13 protein-coding genes are annotated in these 16,628 nt (G+C 33.7%); 3 read left to right on the top strand and 10 right to left on the bottom strand.

Going from position 1 to position 16,628, the window contains the following annotated elements:
- Positions 1-79: 79 nt before the first annotated feature.
- The 9 genes from GOQ17_RS14405 to GOQ17_RS14365 all read right to left on the bottom strand — a co-directional run bounded on the left by GOQ17_RS14405 (position 80) and on the right by GOQ17_RS14365 (position 11,869).
- On the bottom strand, positions 80-3,562 hold the full coding sequence (locus GOQ17_RS14405) for a hypothetical protein (protein WP_159638517.1): 3,483 nt from the start codon (positions 3,560-3,562) through the stop codon (positions 80-82).
- 112 nt (positions 3,563-3,674) lie between these two features.
- Entirely contained in the window at positions 3,675-4,433 is a 759-nt protein-coding gene (locus GOQ17_RS14400) for a hypothetical protein (RefSeq protein ID WP_159638515.1), read from the bottom strand.
- 65 nt (positions 4,434-4,498) lie between these two features.
- A complete protein-coding gene (locus tag GOQ17_RS14395; protein ID WP_159638513.1) occupies positions 4,499-7,144 on the bottom strand; it encodes an alpha-L-rhamnosidase in 2,646 nt (881 codons plus the stop codon).
- A gap of 184 nt (positions 7,145-7,328) precedes the next feature.
- Positions 7,329-7,976, bottom strand: coding sequence for a DUF8465 domain-containing protein (locus GOQ17_RS14390; protein WP_159638511.1), 648 nt, complete (start codon positions 7,974-7,976; stop codon positions 7,329-7,331).
- A gap of 1 nt (position 7,977) precedes the next feature.
- Positions 7,978-9,060, bottom strand: a complete 1,083-nt coding sequence (locus tag GOQ17_RS14385; protein WP_159638509.1) for an aminotransferase class V-fold PLP-dependent enzyme — start codon at positions 9,058-9,060, stop codon at positions 7,978-7,980.
- Positions 9,029-9,706, bottom strand: a complete 678-nt coding sequence (gene aat / locus GOQ17_RS14380) for a leucyl/phenylalanyl-tRNA--protein transferase (protein WP_159638507.1) — start codon at positions 9,704-9,706, stop codon at positions 9,029-9,031. The genes GOQ17_RS14385 and aat overlap by 32 nt, the downstream gene beginning before the upstream one ends.
- 20 nt (positions 9,707-9,726) lie before the next feature.
- Positions 9,727-10,098: a 30S ribosome-binding factor RbfA gene (gene rbfA / locus GOQ17_RS14375; protein WP_159638505.1), complete on the bottom strand. Its 372-nt coding sequence runs from the start codon at positions 10,096-10,098 to the stop codon at positions 9,727-9,729.
- 312 nt (positions 10,099-10,410) lie between these two features.
- Positions 10,411-11,469: an AI-2E family transporter gene (locus tag GOQ17_RS14370; RefSeq protein ID WP_159638503.1), complete on the bottom strand. Its 1,059-nt coding sequence runs from the start codon at positions 11,467-11,469 to the stop codon at positions 10,411-10,413.
- A gap of 1 nt (position 11,470) precedes the next feature.
- Positions 11,471-11,869, bottom strand: a complete 399-nt coding sequence (locus GOQ17_RS14365; RefSeq protein ID WP_159638501.1) for a hypothetical protein — start codon at positions 11,867-11,869, stop codon at positions 11,471-11,473.
- A gap of 313 nt (positions 11,870-12,182) precedes the next feature.
- Here GOQ17_RS14365 and hemA point away from each other — a divergent pair, with 313 nt between their 5' ends.
- The 3 genes from hemA (at position 12,183) to hemB (ending at position 16,151) form a co-directional block, all read left to right on the top strand.
- The gene (gene hemA / locus GOQ17_RS14360; RefSeq protein ID WP_159638499.1) at positions 12,183-13,424 is read left to right on the top strand and encodes a glutamyl-tRNA reductase; all 1,242 of its coding nucleotides are present in this window, start codon (positions 12,183-12,185) and stop codon (positions 13,422-13,424) included.
- 111 nt (positions 13,425-13,535) lie between these two features.
- On the top strand, positions 13,536-15,125 hold the full coding sequence (gene hemC, locus GOQ17_RS14355) for a hydroxymethylbilane synthase (RefSeq protein WP_159638497.1): 1,590 nt from the start codon (positions 13,536-13,538) through the stop codon (positions 15,123-15,125).
- Between the two features lie 54 nt (positions 15,126-15,179).
- On the top strand, positions 15,180-16,151 hold the full coding sequence (hemB, locus tag GOQ17_RS14350) for a porphobilinogen synthase (protein WP_159638495.1): 972 nt from the start codon (positions 15,180-15,182) through the stop codon (positions 16,149-16,151).
- A gap of 153 nt (positions 16,152-16,304) precedes the next feature.
- On the opposite strand, the gene GOQ17_RS14345 is transcribed toward hemB, so the two are convergent.
- The coding region (locus GOQ17_RS14345; RefSeq protein WP_317163278.1) for a group II intron maturase-specific domain-containing protein at positions 16,305-16,628 on the bottom strand (324 nt) is incomplete at its 5' end.

Below are 16,628 nucleotides of genomic sequence, written 5' to 3'. Positions count from 1 at the left end.
GTATTAAGTACAACAGTACTTTGTATTAAGATATAACCACGCCTTGCTTAGATAATAAGCAAGGCGTGGTGTTTTTGAATCAATACATTTTGCTATATATATTAAACATTGGAATATCAATTTTTATCCCTACATTAAATTCTATCATATCCAATATGGCCCTATTATAATTTTTAAAACTTATTACCTCACCCGACCTATTTTTCTCAGTAACATTTTTCTCATCTAAAAGTATCCCTCTAATACCTCCAAAAATAACGAAAGGAGATCTGTCAAGGTAGTGCATAAAATTTATTCCTGGACTAATTACTTCTTTGAACGTTACATTCGGTCTTTCTTCCTTTGGATTAACATTCCATAAATAGTGTCCAACCAAATTTCCCACATCAATTACCTGTGCGAAAATGCCACCTGAAGACTTGGAGAAAGTGAATCCTATAGGAGCTGTAAGACCATAAGTCGCCTTGACATATTTATTATTTGTTATAAATTCATTTTCAGAATAAATTCTCCCTACACCCCCATAAATGCCCACATAGCCATTAAATGTTATACTAAATGGGACTTTTCGCTTTAAAGTATATGAAGTAGGTGGTAAAGCATGACGATCAATAGCTGCTGCCATCGCTTTTCCATCAGAAGCATAAAATACATCAGAGAAGAAAGAAGTAAGCTTAATCAGTTTATTCCCATATTTATTTGCAAAATCATCATCCAAATATACATATTGTAATGTATTAGCAATCTGTTGCGGAGATAACAATTCTTTAGACGTTTTAAATTGATAAAAATCAACAAGTAATTTAATATTAAGCAACGCTTTGTAATTAGTAGTATCTGGCTCCTTGAATAATAAATTTAATAATTCACCAACTTGTGAGTTTAATCCTAACTTATTACCTACTATCGATTTCCATTCTGATGATTTAGTATTTGCATTTAAGTAATTTAATAGCTTTAGTTCTTCTTTAAGTTTAGCTAATTTGATTGAGCTTTTAGTATATTTTTCTATTGTAAAAGTAAAGCTTGTATCCCTTTTCATTTCAAAAGGTAGATCAAGATTTGAAACCTCATCTCCTTTCATTGTATTTACCTTAGCATTTTTACCATTAAGAATAAGCTTCAAAGTCTCTCTCTTATGATCATCATTCAACTTTTTTAGACTGCTATCAATTACTTCATATAATTTTTCCACATTTCCCTTTGGATCCTTTAGAATTGACTGTTTTAAACCTATCTCATTCCTAAGGTTAAAAACTCTATTACCAGATTTTACACTTACCAAAATATTATCTGTTGCAAAGCTTAACTCGAAATCTTTATTAAATCCATTCAGCATTTGTATGCTAGTTATTTCATTTTTATTAAATTTCAAGCTTTTAGTTTTTGAATCGAAAGTCAGCGTAAATTTACCCGAATCACGATTTTCATTACGAATAAGATTATCTAATAAATTAACTAAATCCTTTGATACTAAGTCAAATTTATTACTTTGAATATTTTCGTATATTCTTATGACATCCTTAAAACTATTCAAATATTTTTTCATTAATTGAAAATCATTTTTATATTCAGTACTACTTGTTTCAAAGTCAATTTGATCAATTACCTTAGCCAAGTTAGTCCACAAACTTGAAGCACTAAATTTTTCCTCAGTAGTTTTATCCGATGATTCTCTAATTTTGTCAAATTGTGAAAGGGAAAGCAAAACCCTTCCAAGTTGACTAAAATCAACTTTCTCATTTAACCTAGTGGTTGCTGATAATAAATTGGATACTTTAGGATCGTATTTTATTTTCACAAGTTCAATTAGAATCTCTAATTGTGTTTTGGTCAACGAAGACAATTCCTCATACGTAAGTAATCTATAAATCAAACCTTTATTGGTATTATCTACAACATAAAGTTCATTGGTCAACATATACAAATAATCAAAATAATTTAAGATAGTAGCATTGACTTTAAGCTTTTTTCTATTCAAATGAACATACTTAATAATATCTCGGTAATTGTATTGAGCACGAATAAGTTCAAATATATTTGCACCTAGTTTAAAAATATGTAATGTATTATCGATATCATCTTTAGATTCTGCACCCCAAATTTCGTTCACCCAGGTACTCTCTAACAGATTTTCTGGCATTTTGACTAAATCTTGCGAAAGAGCGAAACGCCAGGCTTGTCCAAAATTTGGTGTGTTATAAGATTCTGTCTGCCTCAATAAAGTGAATGTATTTGGAAAAGCATCGAATATTAAAGGATTATGCATATCCTCCTTTAATCTATCAATAAACCAAATCATAGCTTCTTGCTTTGCCCGCTTTGCCAAAAACATAGCTACTGCATTTATTAAATCTGACTCTGATGGAATTTTAAAACTCGATACTGAATTTTGCTCAGCAGTTTGAATCATACTAGTAATTTGAATCTGCTGAACTGTAGGAGTTTCATATGCACTTGCAAGAGTTGAAATCAATGTAGCAGCATCTAAATCATCTTTTAATATTGTGAGAACATTACTAACAATAGTGTCAAGTGATTTATTATTTGATTCTTCAGTTTTCTTTAATCTTGCTAAATCTTCATTTCTATATTTATTAATATTAACGGAATCAACTATTTGAGTAATTTTATTTTTAAAATTTCCTTTAGCGCTATCAACATCTTTAGAAATCAAATTCATTTCAGAACTAAATTTTTCTAAAAATATTTTAATATTAATATTATTGAGAGTTCGTAATGTGTTTTTTTGTTCTTCAGATAATTTATCATATTGATAAATAGCTTCTTTTACCATGTAAGAATCAAAATCTTGTAACAGAACCTTAGATTTCAATGTATTAAGTTTGTTTTGAAAATTATTCAAAACAGTATCTATATTGGTCTCTTGTATTGGAATCTGTAAATAAGAAATATCATGATTAAACTTTTTAATCAAATCTTCCTTCTTTTTACTAACTTCAATTAAAGCATCTTTAAATGTCTGATATGAATCTTTTATATCACCATATTTCCCAAGTGTGTTTTTTTGAGTTTCATTTAATTTATTAAACTCCTCTGACAAACTCTTCACCTTATCATCTAATTCATTAACAGAGTTTATGTTTACATCGTTTAATAGATTTACAAATTCAACTAGTTGATTTTTTTCATTTTCTATTTTAAAATCCTTATTTTCGATATCTTTTCGATTATCAAAATATTCTTGAATAAGAATATTCAAAGGAGTATCATTAATAAATGCAGATGGCAAATCTTTGAGAGAACCCTTCGCTAAAATTATATTTTTGATTCCCTCCTTTTTTAATCCTTCTTGTTTATTAATAAAGTTCAATATTTTTTCATTTGTTATATTAGCATTTGAATTACGAACGATAGAAATTAGGCTATTATATAGTTTAGTTGAGTCACTATTATTTAGTCCTGTGGAGTTAATGTACTTACTTAAGTAAAAAAGATTATAAACTGGTAATGAATCTACTTGTTGTGTTTGAGACATAAGAGGTTGCCTCGAGAATAGTATCATAATTAATGATACTATCAAAAGAATTTTTCTTTTCATAATTTAGAAAATTAGGTTAATGGGTAATACTAATTTAATAAATAATTACCAAAAAAAACGCAACAAACTGTTAAACAATAATTTACAAACAAATCAACACTACAATAATTCCTTACTTTATAATTACCCCAACAGTCATCTTAACTCTTACTGGGTATCCCAAAAAACTATAAGGTTGTAATGATTTATTAAATAATATTGGTTTTAGCCCAACTATAAGATCTTTATAAATTTCTTTTCCCCAAGAATTATAATCGACAGCTACTATATTCCCTAGTTTATCAATCTCCACTTCAAAAAACAATTTTGGCAAGCTAGTAGCATCTCTACCAATATTTTTACTTAAAGCCCACTGATCTATTGATATATTTTGATCTACTTTTTGATTAGAATAAGTAAAATCCAATAAATACTTATCTCTGGAAAGGTCAAACACAATTGAATCTAAAAATAGAGATGTCCTATTCCAAAATTCAATAGAATCTAAACGTACAAATCGGGTATTGTAGAACTTAAATATACTATTAACATCTAACTGATTTATATTAAACGGAAAGTTTAACAAATTAAAGTACTTTTCCCCTAAATTACTATAAAGTAGGCTATATCCAATATATCTATAACAAGAACTGATTCTCGTATTGCTATTTTTAATTGTACACTTTTGTATGGTAACCAAATGTGGATTATACTCATAAATCGCAACTACACTATCTCCTAATCCAACACAAGAAAATTGATAACTGTTATCATCTGCAAAATAATAGAGACTTGATATTAAAGGAATCTTAGAGTATTGAGATAATTCTGGTTCGCTCCTACATGCAACCAAAAGAAATAAAATATTTAAAAGCCCAACATAACATTTCATATACTACTAATTTGGTTAATAGCATGATGAACGAATTAATCAATTTCCATAAATGAGTTGAACCGCTATTTCAACTTTAATTTCAATTGATGCTTTCCAGCTTCTAACTTAATTTCTCTTTCACCTTCTATATTATTGGGTGCGTAGAAAGTAGCTGATGAATTAGCTGGAATAGTAATATCGTAAGTAATAGTTTTTTTGTTTTTACTCCACTTAGAAATAATCTTTCCATAAGGCGATTCGTGAGAAACTTCTGACTTATCTAAACCTTCTGGAAAAATAGGTTTCAAAAGTATATGCCTAAAACCTGGAAGCTGTGGATCTGGTAAAATACCACCTATTGACTTAAAAAACCAACCTCCTATTTCACCAAACATCATATGGTTGTCCGAAATATCTCGTTTAGCATTTAAGTCCCAATTTTCTAATAAAGTAGTAGCTCCATTCACAGCCCACCATCCCCAGGAAGGGTAAGTATTTTGCACAGCAACTTTATAAGCCGATTCACTGTAGCCATGATTATTTAGTGCATTCAGCAATGCTTTAGCACCAAGAACGCCTACATCCAAGTGAAAATTTGATTCAATAACCTTTTGATTCAAGTTAGCGGCAACTTTAGCGATCATATCATCTGGCACTAAACCCCAATGCAAAGGCACACTCAATTCTGTCTGAGTACCCGAAGCATAAATTCCAGACTCTCGATTTAAAAATTTTGTATTGATTGCAATTTTAATCTTATCAGCTAAAGCCGAATAAAACTTGTAATCCTCTAGTTTACCAAAAAGTTTAGCTGCATTAGCGAGAATTTTGGCATCAACATAGAAATAAACCGAAGAAGTCAATTCCTTATTTGAAGTGGATTTCACAGGAACCCAATCACCCCGACCAAATGTCGTCAAACCATCCACACTAATTCCATTTACATAATCTACATAACGTTTAATGTTTTCATAGCAATCCTTCAACAGCTTACTATCACCATAAAACTGATAGACCTCCCACGGAATAATGGCAATTGTACTCGTCCAATCCAAACCATTATCAGTACCATAACCCCACCCGCCTGTCGGAATAATATCGGGCAAAACTCCATTAGGCTGCTGCTCATCGCGATGATCAGCCAACCACTTTTCGTATACAGTGATTCCATCGTAATTGTATAAAGCTGTCTCAATAGCTAAATGCCCATCTCCAGTCCAACCATTTTTTTCTCGCTGTGGACAGTCAGTTGGGTAGCCCATCAAATTAGACAAATAAGCATTATTTGTAATTTTCCAAAGGTTGTTAACCAACGTAGAAGAAGTGTGAACATTTCCTTTTTGTTCGACATCACTATGTACGAAATAAGACACTAGATTTGTCTCATTCAAATCAATAGGCTCAGAACTTGTAACCTCTACATACCGAAACCCTTTATAATTAAACTTTGGCATAAATTCATCCTCTTTCTTGCCACTAAGAATCAAAATATCGGTTTGAAAAGGATCTTTTTCTTTATCTCCTAAATAATAAACATCTATATTAGAAAGATCTAGTCGTCCATTTTCGTGTAAACGTTCTCCGTGCGAAATTCTTATAATGGTTCCTTCCTTTCCATAAACTTTTATTTTAGAAATACCAGCCATATTCTGCCCCATATCAAAGAGATAAGTTTTGTCATCCAATTTTTTAACAGAAATGGGCTTATATTCTCTAATTAATCGGATAGGTGCAATTTGTTGAGCAACCAAATTATTCGAAGGAACACTTCGATAACGTACTCTTTGCCATTTAGAATCATCAAAATCGGGTAAATCCCAACCATTATGCTCCAACCGCGCATCATAATGTTCACCCGTATAAATGCTATTCGCTATTATTGGTCCTGAAGAAGTTTTCCAGTCCCGCTCCGTTTTTATTGTTTCTGCAAAACCATCTTCATATTCAATTCGAATATCCATACAAAAAGTCGGCCTTCCGCGCCAAGGCGCATGATGAAAATCCCACACTGCCAACGACTGATGATTATACCAGCCATTTCCTAATATAACACCAACTGCATTTTCCCCCAATTGCAAATGCTTGGTCACATCATGCGTGACATATAATGTTCTCCGATCAAATCGTGTATACATTGGATCCAAAAAATGATCTCCTACTCGCTTACCGTTGATAGAAAGCTCATATAATCCCGCAACAGCTATATACGCTCGTGCAGATTTGATCTTTTTAGTGGTATTGAATTCCTTTCTAAAATAAGGAGCGTGTTTGTAATGAATGTCATGATGGTCACTAATCCACGATCCCTTCCAACTATTTAGCCCCATCATTCCCGTTTCGAACCTAGCTATCGAAGATGAATTAGTTTTCCCATCTTTATCCCATGCAATCACTTTCCAATAATATCTCTTCTGCGGTACTAAAACCTTTCCAGTATATGTGATTAAAATGTCGGATTTAAACATTTTCCCCGTATCCCAATACAATTTTTTGTTTTGCTCTAAAGAAATAGAATCTTCACTTACTAGTATTTGATAAGCTTGTTGAATAGCACCCTTACGATCATCGTTTAGCTTCCAAGAAAATCGAGGTTGTGGATTATCAATACCTAAAGGATTGATAAGATGTTCACATCTTAAATCAATTGGTTTTCCATTAGGAATGAGCTTATTAGCTAATAGAGTTTGATGGCAAAATAAAATAATTATTGCAAAAAGAAGCTTTCTCATAATTTGGCAAATGTCTTAATTGTTGTGCTCGTTTCCCCCCAACAATCTAATCATTAGAAAGATACTACTTTTCAGACGCTTACCCTAATATTTTTATGTCATTATATAAGCTTTAAGTTTCACTTTTTCAATTATAATGATTATGACAACAAAAAAGTCCTAGCAAAACACTAGGACTTTACACTTATCTTCCCTTCGGTCTATGCGAAATAAAATGAGATTTCAATTTATCGAGACCAATATCCTCTTCGATTTTATCAATTTCATACAGCCAAACTTTCTCATTGAGCATTTCAACACGCTCTTTAGAATTAATCAAATCCAAAGGTTTCACACGAAATTCCTTACTAATCGGTTGGGTCTGTGTTTGGGCTAATCGCGTATGGCGTATTATTTGTAACTGGAAAGTTGGCCATTTCCCTACTGCCGAAAAGTTTGCCGTATAGATTTGAGCAAAATCATGCTTAGGTACAGCATTCGCAAATATTCCTGTTGTTTTAGAACCTGAAACTTCTGAAACAGATACTAAAAGCTCAAACGAAGTTTCATTGATAATATAAAATTTCGCTAAACCATCCTTTTGTTCACCTGCTACACCGATATAAATACCTTTATCAACAAAGGGCAAATTTGCTTGCGTTGGTAAATCATCTATCTCATCCTCTATTGTGCGCATATTCCCATGCACCAAAGTAACTTTAGTACGCAATACAGGGATTTCAAACCCCGTATCATCAGTTACCCCTATTATATCATTCGCTTGCATAGATGTGATATGTCCTTCGATTGGCTCATCTATGAATCGTACTAAATCACCTATTTTCAAATTCATCTTATTTCTCTATTTTATCAATCACCGCTATCAATTTATCTATATCCTCCTTCGTATTATACAAATGAATTCCTATTCGAATTCCAGTTCCGCGCGGAAAACATTTAATTCCATTAGACATCAGCAAATCATAATGCTTTGGAGCTATTTGTATATTAATCAATGAAGATTTTACTTTTCTGTTCTTAATTTCTGTCAACAATAAGCCTCTTTCGTCGAATTTTTGATACGCATATTGCGTAATATCTTTAAGCTGTTGTTGAATATTATCTAGTCCAATTTCTTTAAACAATCGTACCGATTGCAATAAAGTTCCATGACTCAATGTATCTTGATGACCAGGTTCAAAGAAAGTATCCAATATACTTTTTGCAGACCACATCGCTTCTTTTGGCCTTTCTCCTAGCTGAGCATCTACATAGAGCATAGATTTCACGTTGTCCGAAATCATCATATAACCGTTTCCAAAACCCGCCATCATCCACTTATATCCTGAACCGCCAACAACATCAAATCCTGAATTCAGAAAATCAAACGGTTCTGTCCCCAAATATTGCGTCGCATCACCTATTATAAGCAAATTTGGAAATTTTAACTTTAATTTCTTTACGAAATTCAAATCAATCTTAATTCCCTTAATATATTGGACAATGCTAAAGACCAAAACATCAATACCATTCGACTGCAAAATATCCTCAATATTATCCTCCAAATTCTCATTAACTGGTATGCTAACATAATCCAATTGACGGCTGATAATAGGATAATTTAACGAAGGATAATCTTCCTCCAAAATCGCATATCGCAATCCTTTTGGCATTCCATTCAAAAGTGTATGTAATCCAAAAGAAAAATTAGGCACAGCAAATAAATTCTGAACAGGACAATTAAATAATTCTCCAAATTCAGCCTTTACATTAGCTATAAAAGTTCCTTGTTGGTCGCGTAAATCACCTCTGATGTCAAAAAACTTTTTCTCTCGTTCCTCCCGCCATTTATAATGTGTACTTGGCATCAAACCGTTTCCAGATGTATTCAGATATGTGATATCACTAGGAATGTCGAAATAGCTTTTGTAATCCATGGGCAGTATATTCTTGATTATTCAGCAAATTATAAAATATTTTGGAATCAATAAGCTTTGCTCCCATCGATTCTAAATGCTCGGAATGAATCTGACAATCGACTAATTCTAAATCAAATTGTTGACACAAATAAATCAAAGCTACTTTGGACGCATTAGACACTTTTGAAAACATACTTTCTCCACAAAAAACTCTTCCTACCAATACGCCATACAATCCACCTACAAGCGTTTCATTTTCCCAAACTTCTATACTATGCGCAAAACCTTGTTTATGCAAATTGATATAAGCAGATTGCATTTCATCGACTATCCAAGTTCCATCTTGGTCTTTTCTTTCTATCCTAGCACAATTCCTTATGACTTGTTCAAAATCCTCATTAAAAGTGATAGCAAATTCCTCTTTTGACAAAAATTTGGACATCGATTTGCTGATTTTTATTTCTTGTGGATATAACACAAATCGTTCATGAGGAGCGTACCAAAGTATAGGTGTATCATCCGAATACCATGGAAAAATACCATTTGCATATGCATTTAGCAGTCGTTTCAATTGCAAATCCCCACCTACAGCCAATAAGCCATCTTCTTCAGCGAGTGAAGGGTCTGGAAATAGCATATGTTTTTTGTCTAATCGAAATATCATTATCAAAAAAGCCAGATTTATTAATCTGGCTGTCTAGTCTCTTTACTAATCTCTTCAAATATTTTATCCATATGCTCGACATATTCATTGGTATCATCCAAGAAAAATTCCAACTGCGGAACAATTCGGGCTTGATTTTTAATACGTGTACCTAACTTATATCGAATTTCACTAGTTTTAGTTTTAATGGCCGCGATATCTTCTTTTGCCGTATTGGTATTCAAAAAACTTAAAAATACACGTGCAATAGCTAAGTCTGGCGTCACACGAACTTTCGTAACTGTGATAAATGCTCCTGGTGCCCAAGCCGCTCCCTCACGTTGGAATAATTCAGCCAAATCTTGTTGTAATACACCTGCAAATCGTTGTTGTCTCTTACTCTCCGTTCCCATATGTTTCTCCTAATGGTTTAATGTGTCTGATGCACATGAATACAAATATAAGAATTTACCCCCGTTTCTCCACATAAAAAAAGACTTGTCGCGGGATTGGACAAGTCTACAATTAGTCTAAAATAGTTTTATAATTGGATAGAAAATATCTTATTGAAGTTTTAAGACATTACGGTCTATCATTAATTGTGTTTTTTGGTTTATCGATGTGAGTGAAGACTCACATAATTTCATTCTTTCATCTCCCTTTGTGCTACAAACATAATGAGTTCAAATGGATTACAAAAGAAAAATTTAAAAAAAAGTAAGTGCTTACTTTTTAATTTCTAATTCTATTAAATCGGTTGCATTTCCTTTTCCATACTCATTAGAATAAACCTTGATTAAAACACCTACCGACGATAATATCAATGGTCCGAAAATTAAACCTAACATACCAAACATATTTAAACCCAACAATACGCCAAATACAGTTATCAAAGGTGGAACATTCCCTAATGTCTTAAGAATAGTAAAACGCAAGATATTATCTATCCCTCCCACCAACAAAAAGCAATATAAAGTCAACCCAATACCACTACCTAAAGAACTTGTAGCAAGCACTGTAATACATACTGGAATATAAATGGTCATCGTGCCAAGTACGGGTATAATAGACGACACACCTGTCAATATTCCTAATAGTATAAAGCTCTCCACACCAAAAATATAATAGCCTAGCATCGCAACTAATCCTTGACACAACCCCAAAATTGGAATACCAATAGCATTAGAACGCACCATCAAATCGACTTCTTTCCAGATTTCATTTTTACTTGTTTCAGAAAAAGGAATACCACGTCTTATATAAGATTCCATCGGTCTTCCATACACCAACATAAAATAAAGCACAAATAAAGTGACTAATATATTGACACCAACTTCCATCACAGAATTTAGAATACTAGGTATATATTTTGTCAATCGTTGTAAAAAGTTTAACAATGCTTCATCCGATAAATCTATATCTTGCAACAAAGGCTTGTCTGATAGAAAAACTTTAACCTGATTAAACTGGTTAACAATTTGGTCGGTATTATCCAAAAAACTCCGCACTTGAGGAATTAGATAATCTACTATCGCCCATATGGGGAGAACAATAAAAACTATGGAAATTAAAATGAATAAAATACTTGCTAATGATTTATTCCATTTCCTTTGCTCTGTTAGTGTGAAATAAGAACTTCTAAATAATATGTATAATGTCATCGCACCAAGAAATCCCGGCAGATAATACAACAGATTTTTGAATATCAAAATACAAATCAGCACTATAATCAAAATCAACATGATTTGATTAATCGGTGTATTATTAATCTGTTTATGTCTCATATTATTTTATTTCCTTTACTTTTTGTACACTTGAAACCATCACCACCGCACTCAATATAAGCACTACCCAGCCCCACTTTAAGTGTATAGTTTTAGATAACAATCCATCTACCAACTTAAATCCGAAATAATTGTTGATTTTGAAGTATACTGCTGTCAATCCCAAAATAGTCCATCCCAAAAACCCCCATGATGCATAACGATACATATTAATTTTGCGAACCGCAAAAAATAAAACCGATAATCCTAAAAATCCCATTGTAATTAAAAAAAGACTAGTATCCGTCTGATACAGATTCCAATTTCCTTTGATAGGAATTTTCAAAAAGGGACAAAAAATACTGGACAATGCTGCCACAGTTATTCCAAATAGTGCGATTGGCTTTCTTAGTATGTACATAATAGTAAAGGTATATTTCAAAATTTATTTGCCCAAATATTTAATCTTATATTTGAATATTGTTTTGAACAGAAAATTATACACTTTGCACACTGTGAATTGTGATTGTAATTACAAAATATATTTTATTTATGTGATATAGGTCATTAAAGAACTTAGTTTAATTTTCAACAAACTGAATTTCAATATTTTAAAAAAAGAAATCTTGCTATTTAGAGGCTTTCTAAATTAGTTCCTTTGACAGATTTTTGACAGAAGAGCCAACGTTTTAGGCTACATTTGCAACAGTTATTTGAGCTAGAAAGTTAAAGCGTTGAAGAATTTAAAAGTTATAGCGTTCACCCACAAACACGTTGACCTAAAAGATTTGGGCAATTTGGTTATCTGTAATGAAGAGTTAGATGCCAGATTAATCAATCTTAAAAATACATTAGATATTCCTGAAGTATTTTACATCGCAACATGTAACCGTGTGGAGTTTGTCTTTTATGGTGCACATCAATTGACGGATGAGTTCATTGCTGAATTTATGCAAAAAATGAACTTCTGTGTACCAGCTGAACGCCTTCAGTGCTACTTAGGTCAAGTAACTCGCTACACTGGATTAGATGCTCTTAACCACCTTTTCCGTATGTCCTGCTCTCTAGAGAGTTTGGTTGTCGGCGAAAAAGAAATCCTAGCTCAAGTACGTCGTGCTTACGAAAAATGTCGTGAAGCAGGATTTACAGGAGATTTTCTTCGTTTGATGATGGATAGATTGGTCAAGACCGCAAAAGAAGTTTATACCTATACAAACATCTCACGTAATCCTATCTCTGTAGTTTCTTTGGCTTACCGCAAGTTGAAAGAAATCAAATTAGCAGAAAATCCTAGAATTTTAGTCATCGGTTCGGGCGAAACAAATCAAAACTTTGCTAAATACCTTAAAAAACATAAACTTTCTAATTTCGTTGTTTTCAATCGTACGTTGGAAAATGCGAAAAAATTAGCTCAAGAGTTAAATTGTGAAGCTTACCCATTGTCAGAATTGGCAAATTACAAACATGGGTTTGACGTTATGATTACATGCACAGGTGCTGCAGGCTCTATCATTGACAATGATTTGTACCAAAGCCTATTAAACGGCGATACAGATAAAAAAGTTGTCGTAGATTTAGCAATTCCAAATGATATTGATGCTGACGTTTTAGCTAAAAATTCAATTCATTACATCGAAGTAAGTGGATTGCAAGCTATCGCAGAAAAAAATATCCAAGAGCGCTACAATGAATTAGAAAGCGCTGAAACTATCATCGAGGAGAATATCAAAGAATTTCTTCCTATTATCAAACAACGTCGTGTAGAAGTAGCTATGCGCCAAGTACCTGATAAAATCAAAGAGATTCGCGCTGTCGCTATGAATGAAGTTTTTGCGCAAGACCTCAACAATCTTGACCCACAAGCGCGTGAAGTTTTGGAAAAAGTCATCAACTATATGGAGAAAAAATACATCAAAGTTCCTATGGTAATGGCTAAAGAAATTCTAGTGAAAAACTCAGAATTCGAAAAGAACTAATTCCTACTCTTATTCTTGACAAAAGATACTTTATTCTGACACATTAAGGGTCATAAAGTGGTTCTATTTGGCTAAATTTGCAACGTTAATACATAACGTAAATTTGTGTCAGTGAATAGAAAATTAATTATCGGAACTAGAGGTAGCCAACTAGCACTTTGGCAAGCCAACTTCGTAAAAGATAGATTAGCAGAAATCGGCGTCGAAGCCGAATTGAAAATCATCAAAACGCAAGGCGATATTATCCAACATCTTCGTTTGGATAAATTGGAAGGTAAAGGGTTTTTCACCAAAGAATTGGAAGAAGAATTATTATCTGCGCAAATTGACCTTGCTGTTCACTCTCACAAAGATTTACCGACTGTCAATCCTCCAGGACTTATCATCGCTGCCGTATCAGAGCGTGAAGACCCTTCGGAAGTAATCATTATTCACAAAGATTGTGTTGATGTAACCAAACGCTTATCGTTGAAACACAATGCTAGTGTAGGTACTTCTTCGAACAGACGTAAAGCGCAATTATTGTCGGTACGTCCAGACTTAGAGTTCTCCGATTTACGTGGAAATTTGCAGACACGTATTCAAAAATTACGTGACGAGCAATACGATGCGATTGTATTAGCGAAAGCTGGAGTGAGTCGTATTGAAATGGATTTGTCCGATTTTCACATCGAAGAAATCCCACCTGTAGAGATTATTCCTGCGCCAGCTCAAGGTGTATTAGCTATTCAAATTCGTGAATCTGACCAAGAATTATTCAATTTATTACAAAAAATAAACTGCGAGGCTGTAGCTAAAACTATTGCTGTGGAACGTAAAGTATTAAATATGTTTGATGCGGGCTGTCATGCGCCTCTTGGCTCTTACTGTCGCGAACGTAATGGTAAATTTGAATCTTGGACTTCTATTGCGGAAGACAACGAAGATTTCCCAGATAGATTATATCTAGAGTCGAATACCACCGAAGGAATGGCACAAAGAATTTTTGAAAAATTCCAAAAAGACCGTAAAATGCCTTCATCTGTTTTTATATCAAGAGATTTGGATGAAAACTCATATTTGGCAAAATGGTTAGCTAAGCACAATATTGCTGTAGATGCGCGTTCTTTGATTAAAATATTTCCAACGATCAACACGCTAGATTCTTTTATTCTAAAAAGAGCTGATTGGATTTTCTTCAATAGTAAAAATGCAATTGAGCATTTCTTCAAATTAGAGCCTTTGATTTTGAAGAAAACAAAAATTGGTGTTTTAGGAAGAGGTTCCGAATCGACATTACGCAAATTTGGTCGTGTAGCAGATTTCTCAGGTGATGATTTGGGTATCAGCACCGAAGATATAGCCAAAGAATTCGCAAAATTGGTTGATGGTCAAACAGTATTTATTCCTCGCGCAAAAGATTCGTTAATGAGTATTCAAAAGGAATTAACTGAAAACACGACCGTAATTGATATGCCTATTTACGAAACCGTATTGGAAGAAAATGTAGGCAAATCAAATGCTAATGTATTAATATTCACTAGCCCAAGCAATGTGCAAGCGTATTTTGCTGAAAACTTAGCAGAACCTGACCAACAAATCATTTGTATTGGCTATTCTACTGCCAAAGCAATTGAGGAAATGGGATTAAAATATACACTTCCATTCTCCCCTGATGAGATGGGCTTGACAGAAGCTATTTTTGGATTAGAATACAAATAAAATATTATAACAAGCCATTTCTATCGAAATGGCTTTCATATAAACATTCTTACCATGTTACAACGTCCTAGAAGAAACAGAAAATCAGCAGTCATTCGTGACATGATTCAAGAGACGCATTTATCGCCTTCTAACTTAATATTCCCTTTATTTATCATTGACGGTGATAACCAAAAAGAGGAAGTAAAATCAATGCCGGGTATCTTTCGTTATTCAGTCGACAACTTGCTACGTGAAGTAGAAAGTTGCATGAATTTAGGATTGAAAGCATTTGATTTGTTCCCAGCAGTAGAAGAATCGTTGAAAGATAAATACGCTACAGAAAGTTACCGAGAAGGAACATTGTATTTGCGTGCTATCGATGCTGTGAAGAAAAATTTTCCAGAAGCATGTGTAATTACAGATGTTGCAATGGACCCATATAGCTCAGATGGTCACGATGGTATTGTAGAAAATGGTGAAATCTTAAACGATGAAACGCTAGAGATTTTAGGAAAAATGGCTTTGGCTCATGCAAAAGCTGGTGCGGATATTATTGCACCTTCAGATATGATGGACGGTCGAATTGGTTATTTGCGTAGTGTTTTGGACGATAATGGCTTTACAAATGTGTCGCTAATGTCTTATACTGCAAAATACGCTTCAGCTTACTATGGTCCTTTCCGTGATGCATTGGGTTCAGCTCCTAAAAAAGGGGACAAGAAATCCTACCAGATGAATCCAGCGAATAGCAGAGAAGCATTGATTGAAGCACAATTGGATATGGAAGAAGGTGCTGACTTCTTGATGGTAAAACCAGGTCTTCCGTATTTGGATGTAATTAAATTATTGCACGACAATTTTGATTTACCAATCGCAGCGTACAATGTTTCGGGTGAATATGCTATGCTGAAAGCAGCTATTGCAAATGGATGGTTGTCCGAAGCAGTAATTATGGAAACGCTATTAAGCTTCCGTCGCGCTGGTGCCACTTCTATCCTTACCTACCACGCGAAAGAAGTCTTAGAAAAAGGTTGGTTGAAATAGAATTTTATATTACGCGTCATATCGACTTTAGGAGATATCTTTTATAGATTCCTCGCTATGCTCGGAATGACAATATAGAGTAGGAAGGTAATCATTATTTGATTACCTGACCCCTCACACCACCGTACGTGCCGTTCGGCATACGGCGGTTCATTAAACATTAACAGTCTTTGGGACTATTATATCGGTAAGATATAATAGTCCTTCTTTCTTTAAGAATGCATTGGTAAGCGTTCGTTTCAAGATTGGGCTATTTACCGTTCGCCACGGACCTTTACGGGTATTACCCCATTGATAAGCTTGGTTAGAAGTCACACCTAGTTTCTTAAGCTCCTTCACACGCGTCTTGATCCGTTTCCATTGGCTCCAGTAGCACAGTCTAACACGGCTACGTGTCCACTCGTCTAGGATTTCAAATATGCTTCGCGATTCACTTAACTTGAAGTAACTACCCCATCCTTGGTTCAATCGTCGGAT

This window comes from Sphingobacterium composti, from assembly GCF_009829075.1.
In the GTDB taxonomy this organism is placed as follows: Bacteria; Bacteroidota; Bacteroidia; order Sphingobacteriales; family Sphingobacteriaceae; genus Sphingobacterium; species Sphingobacterium composti.
Note: the sequence above shows the minus strand (reverse complement) of the source record. Positions and strands in the feature narration are given on the sequence as shown.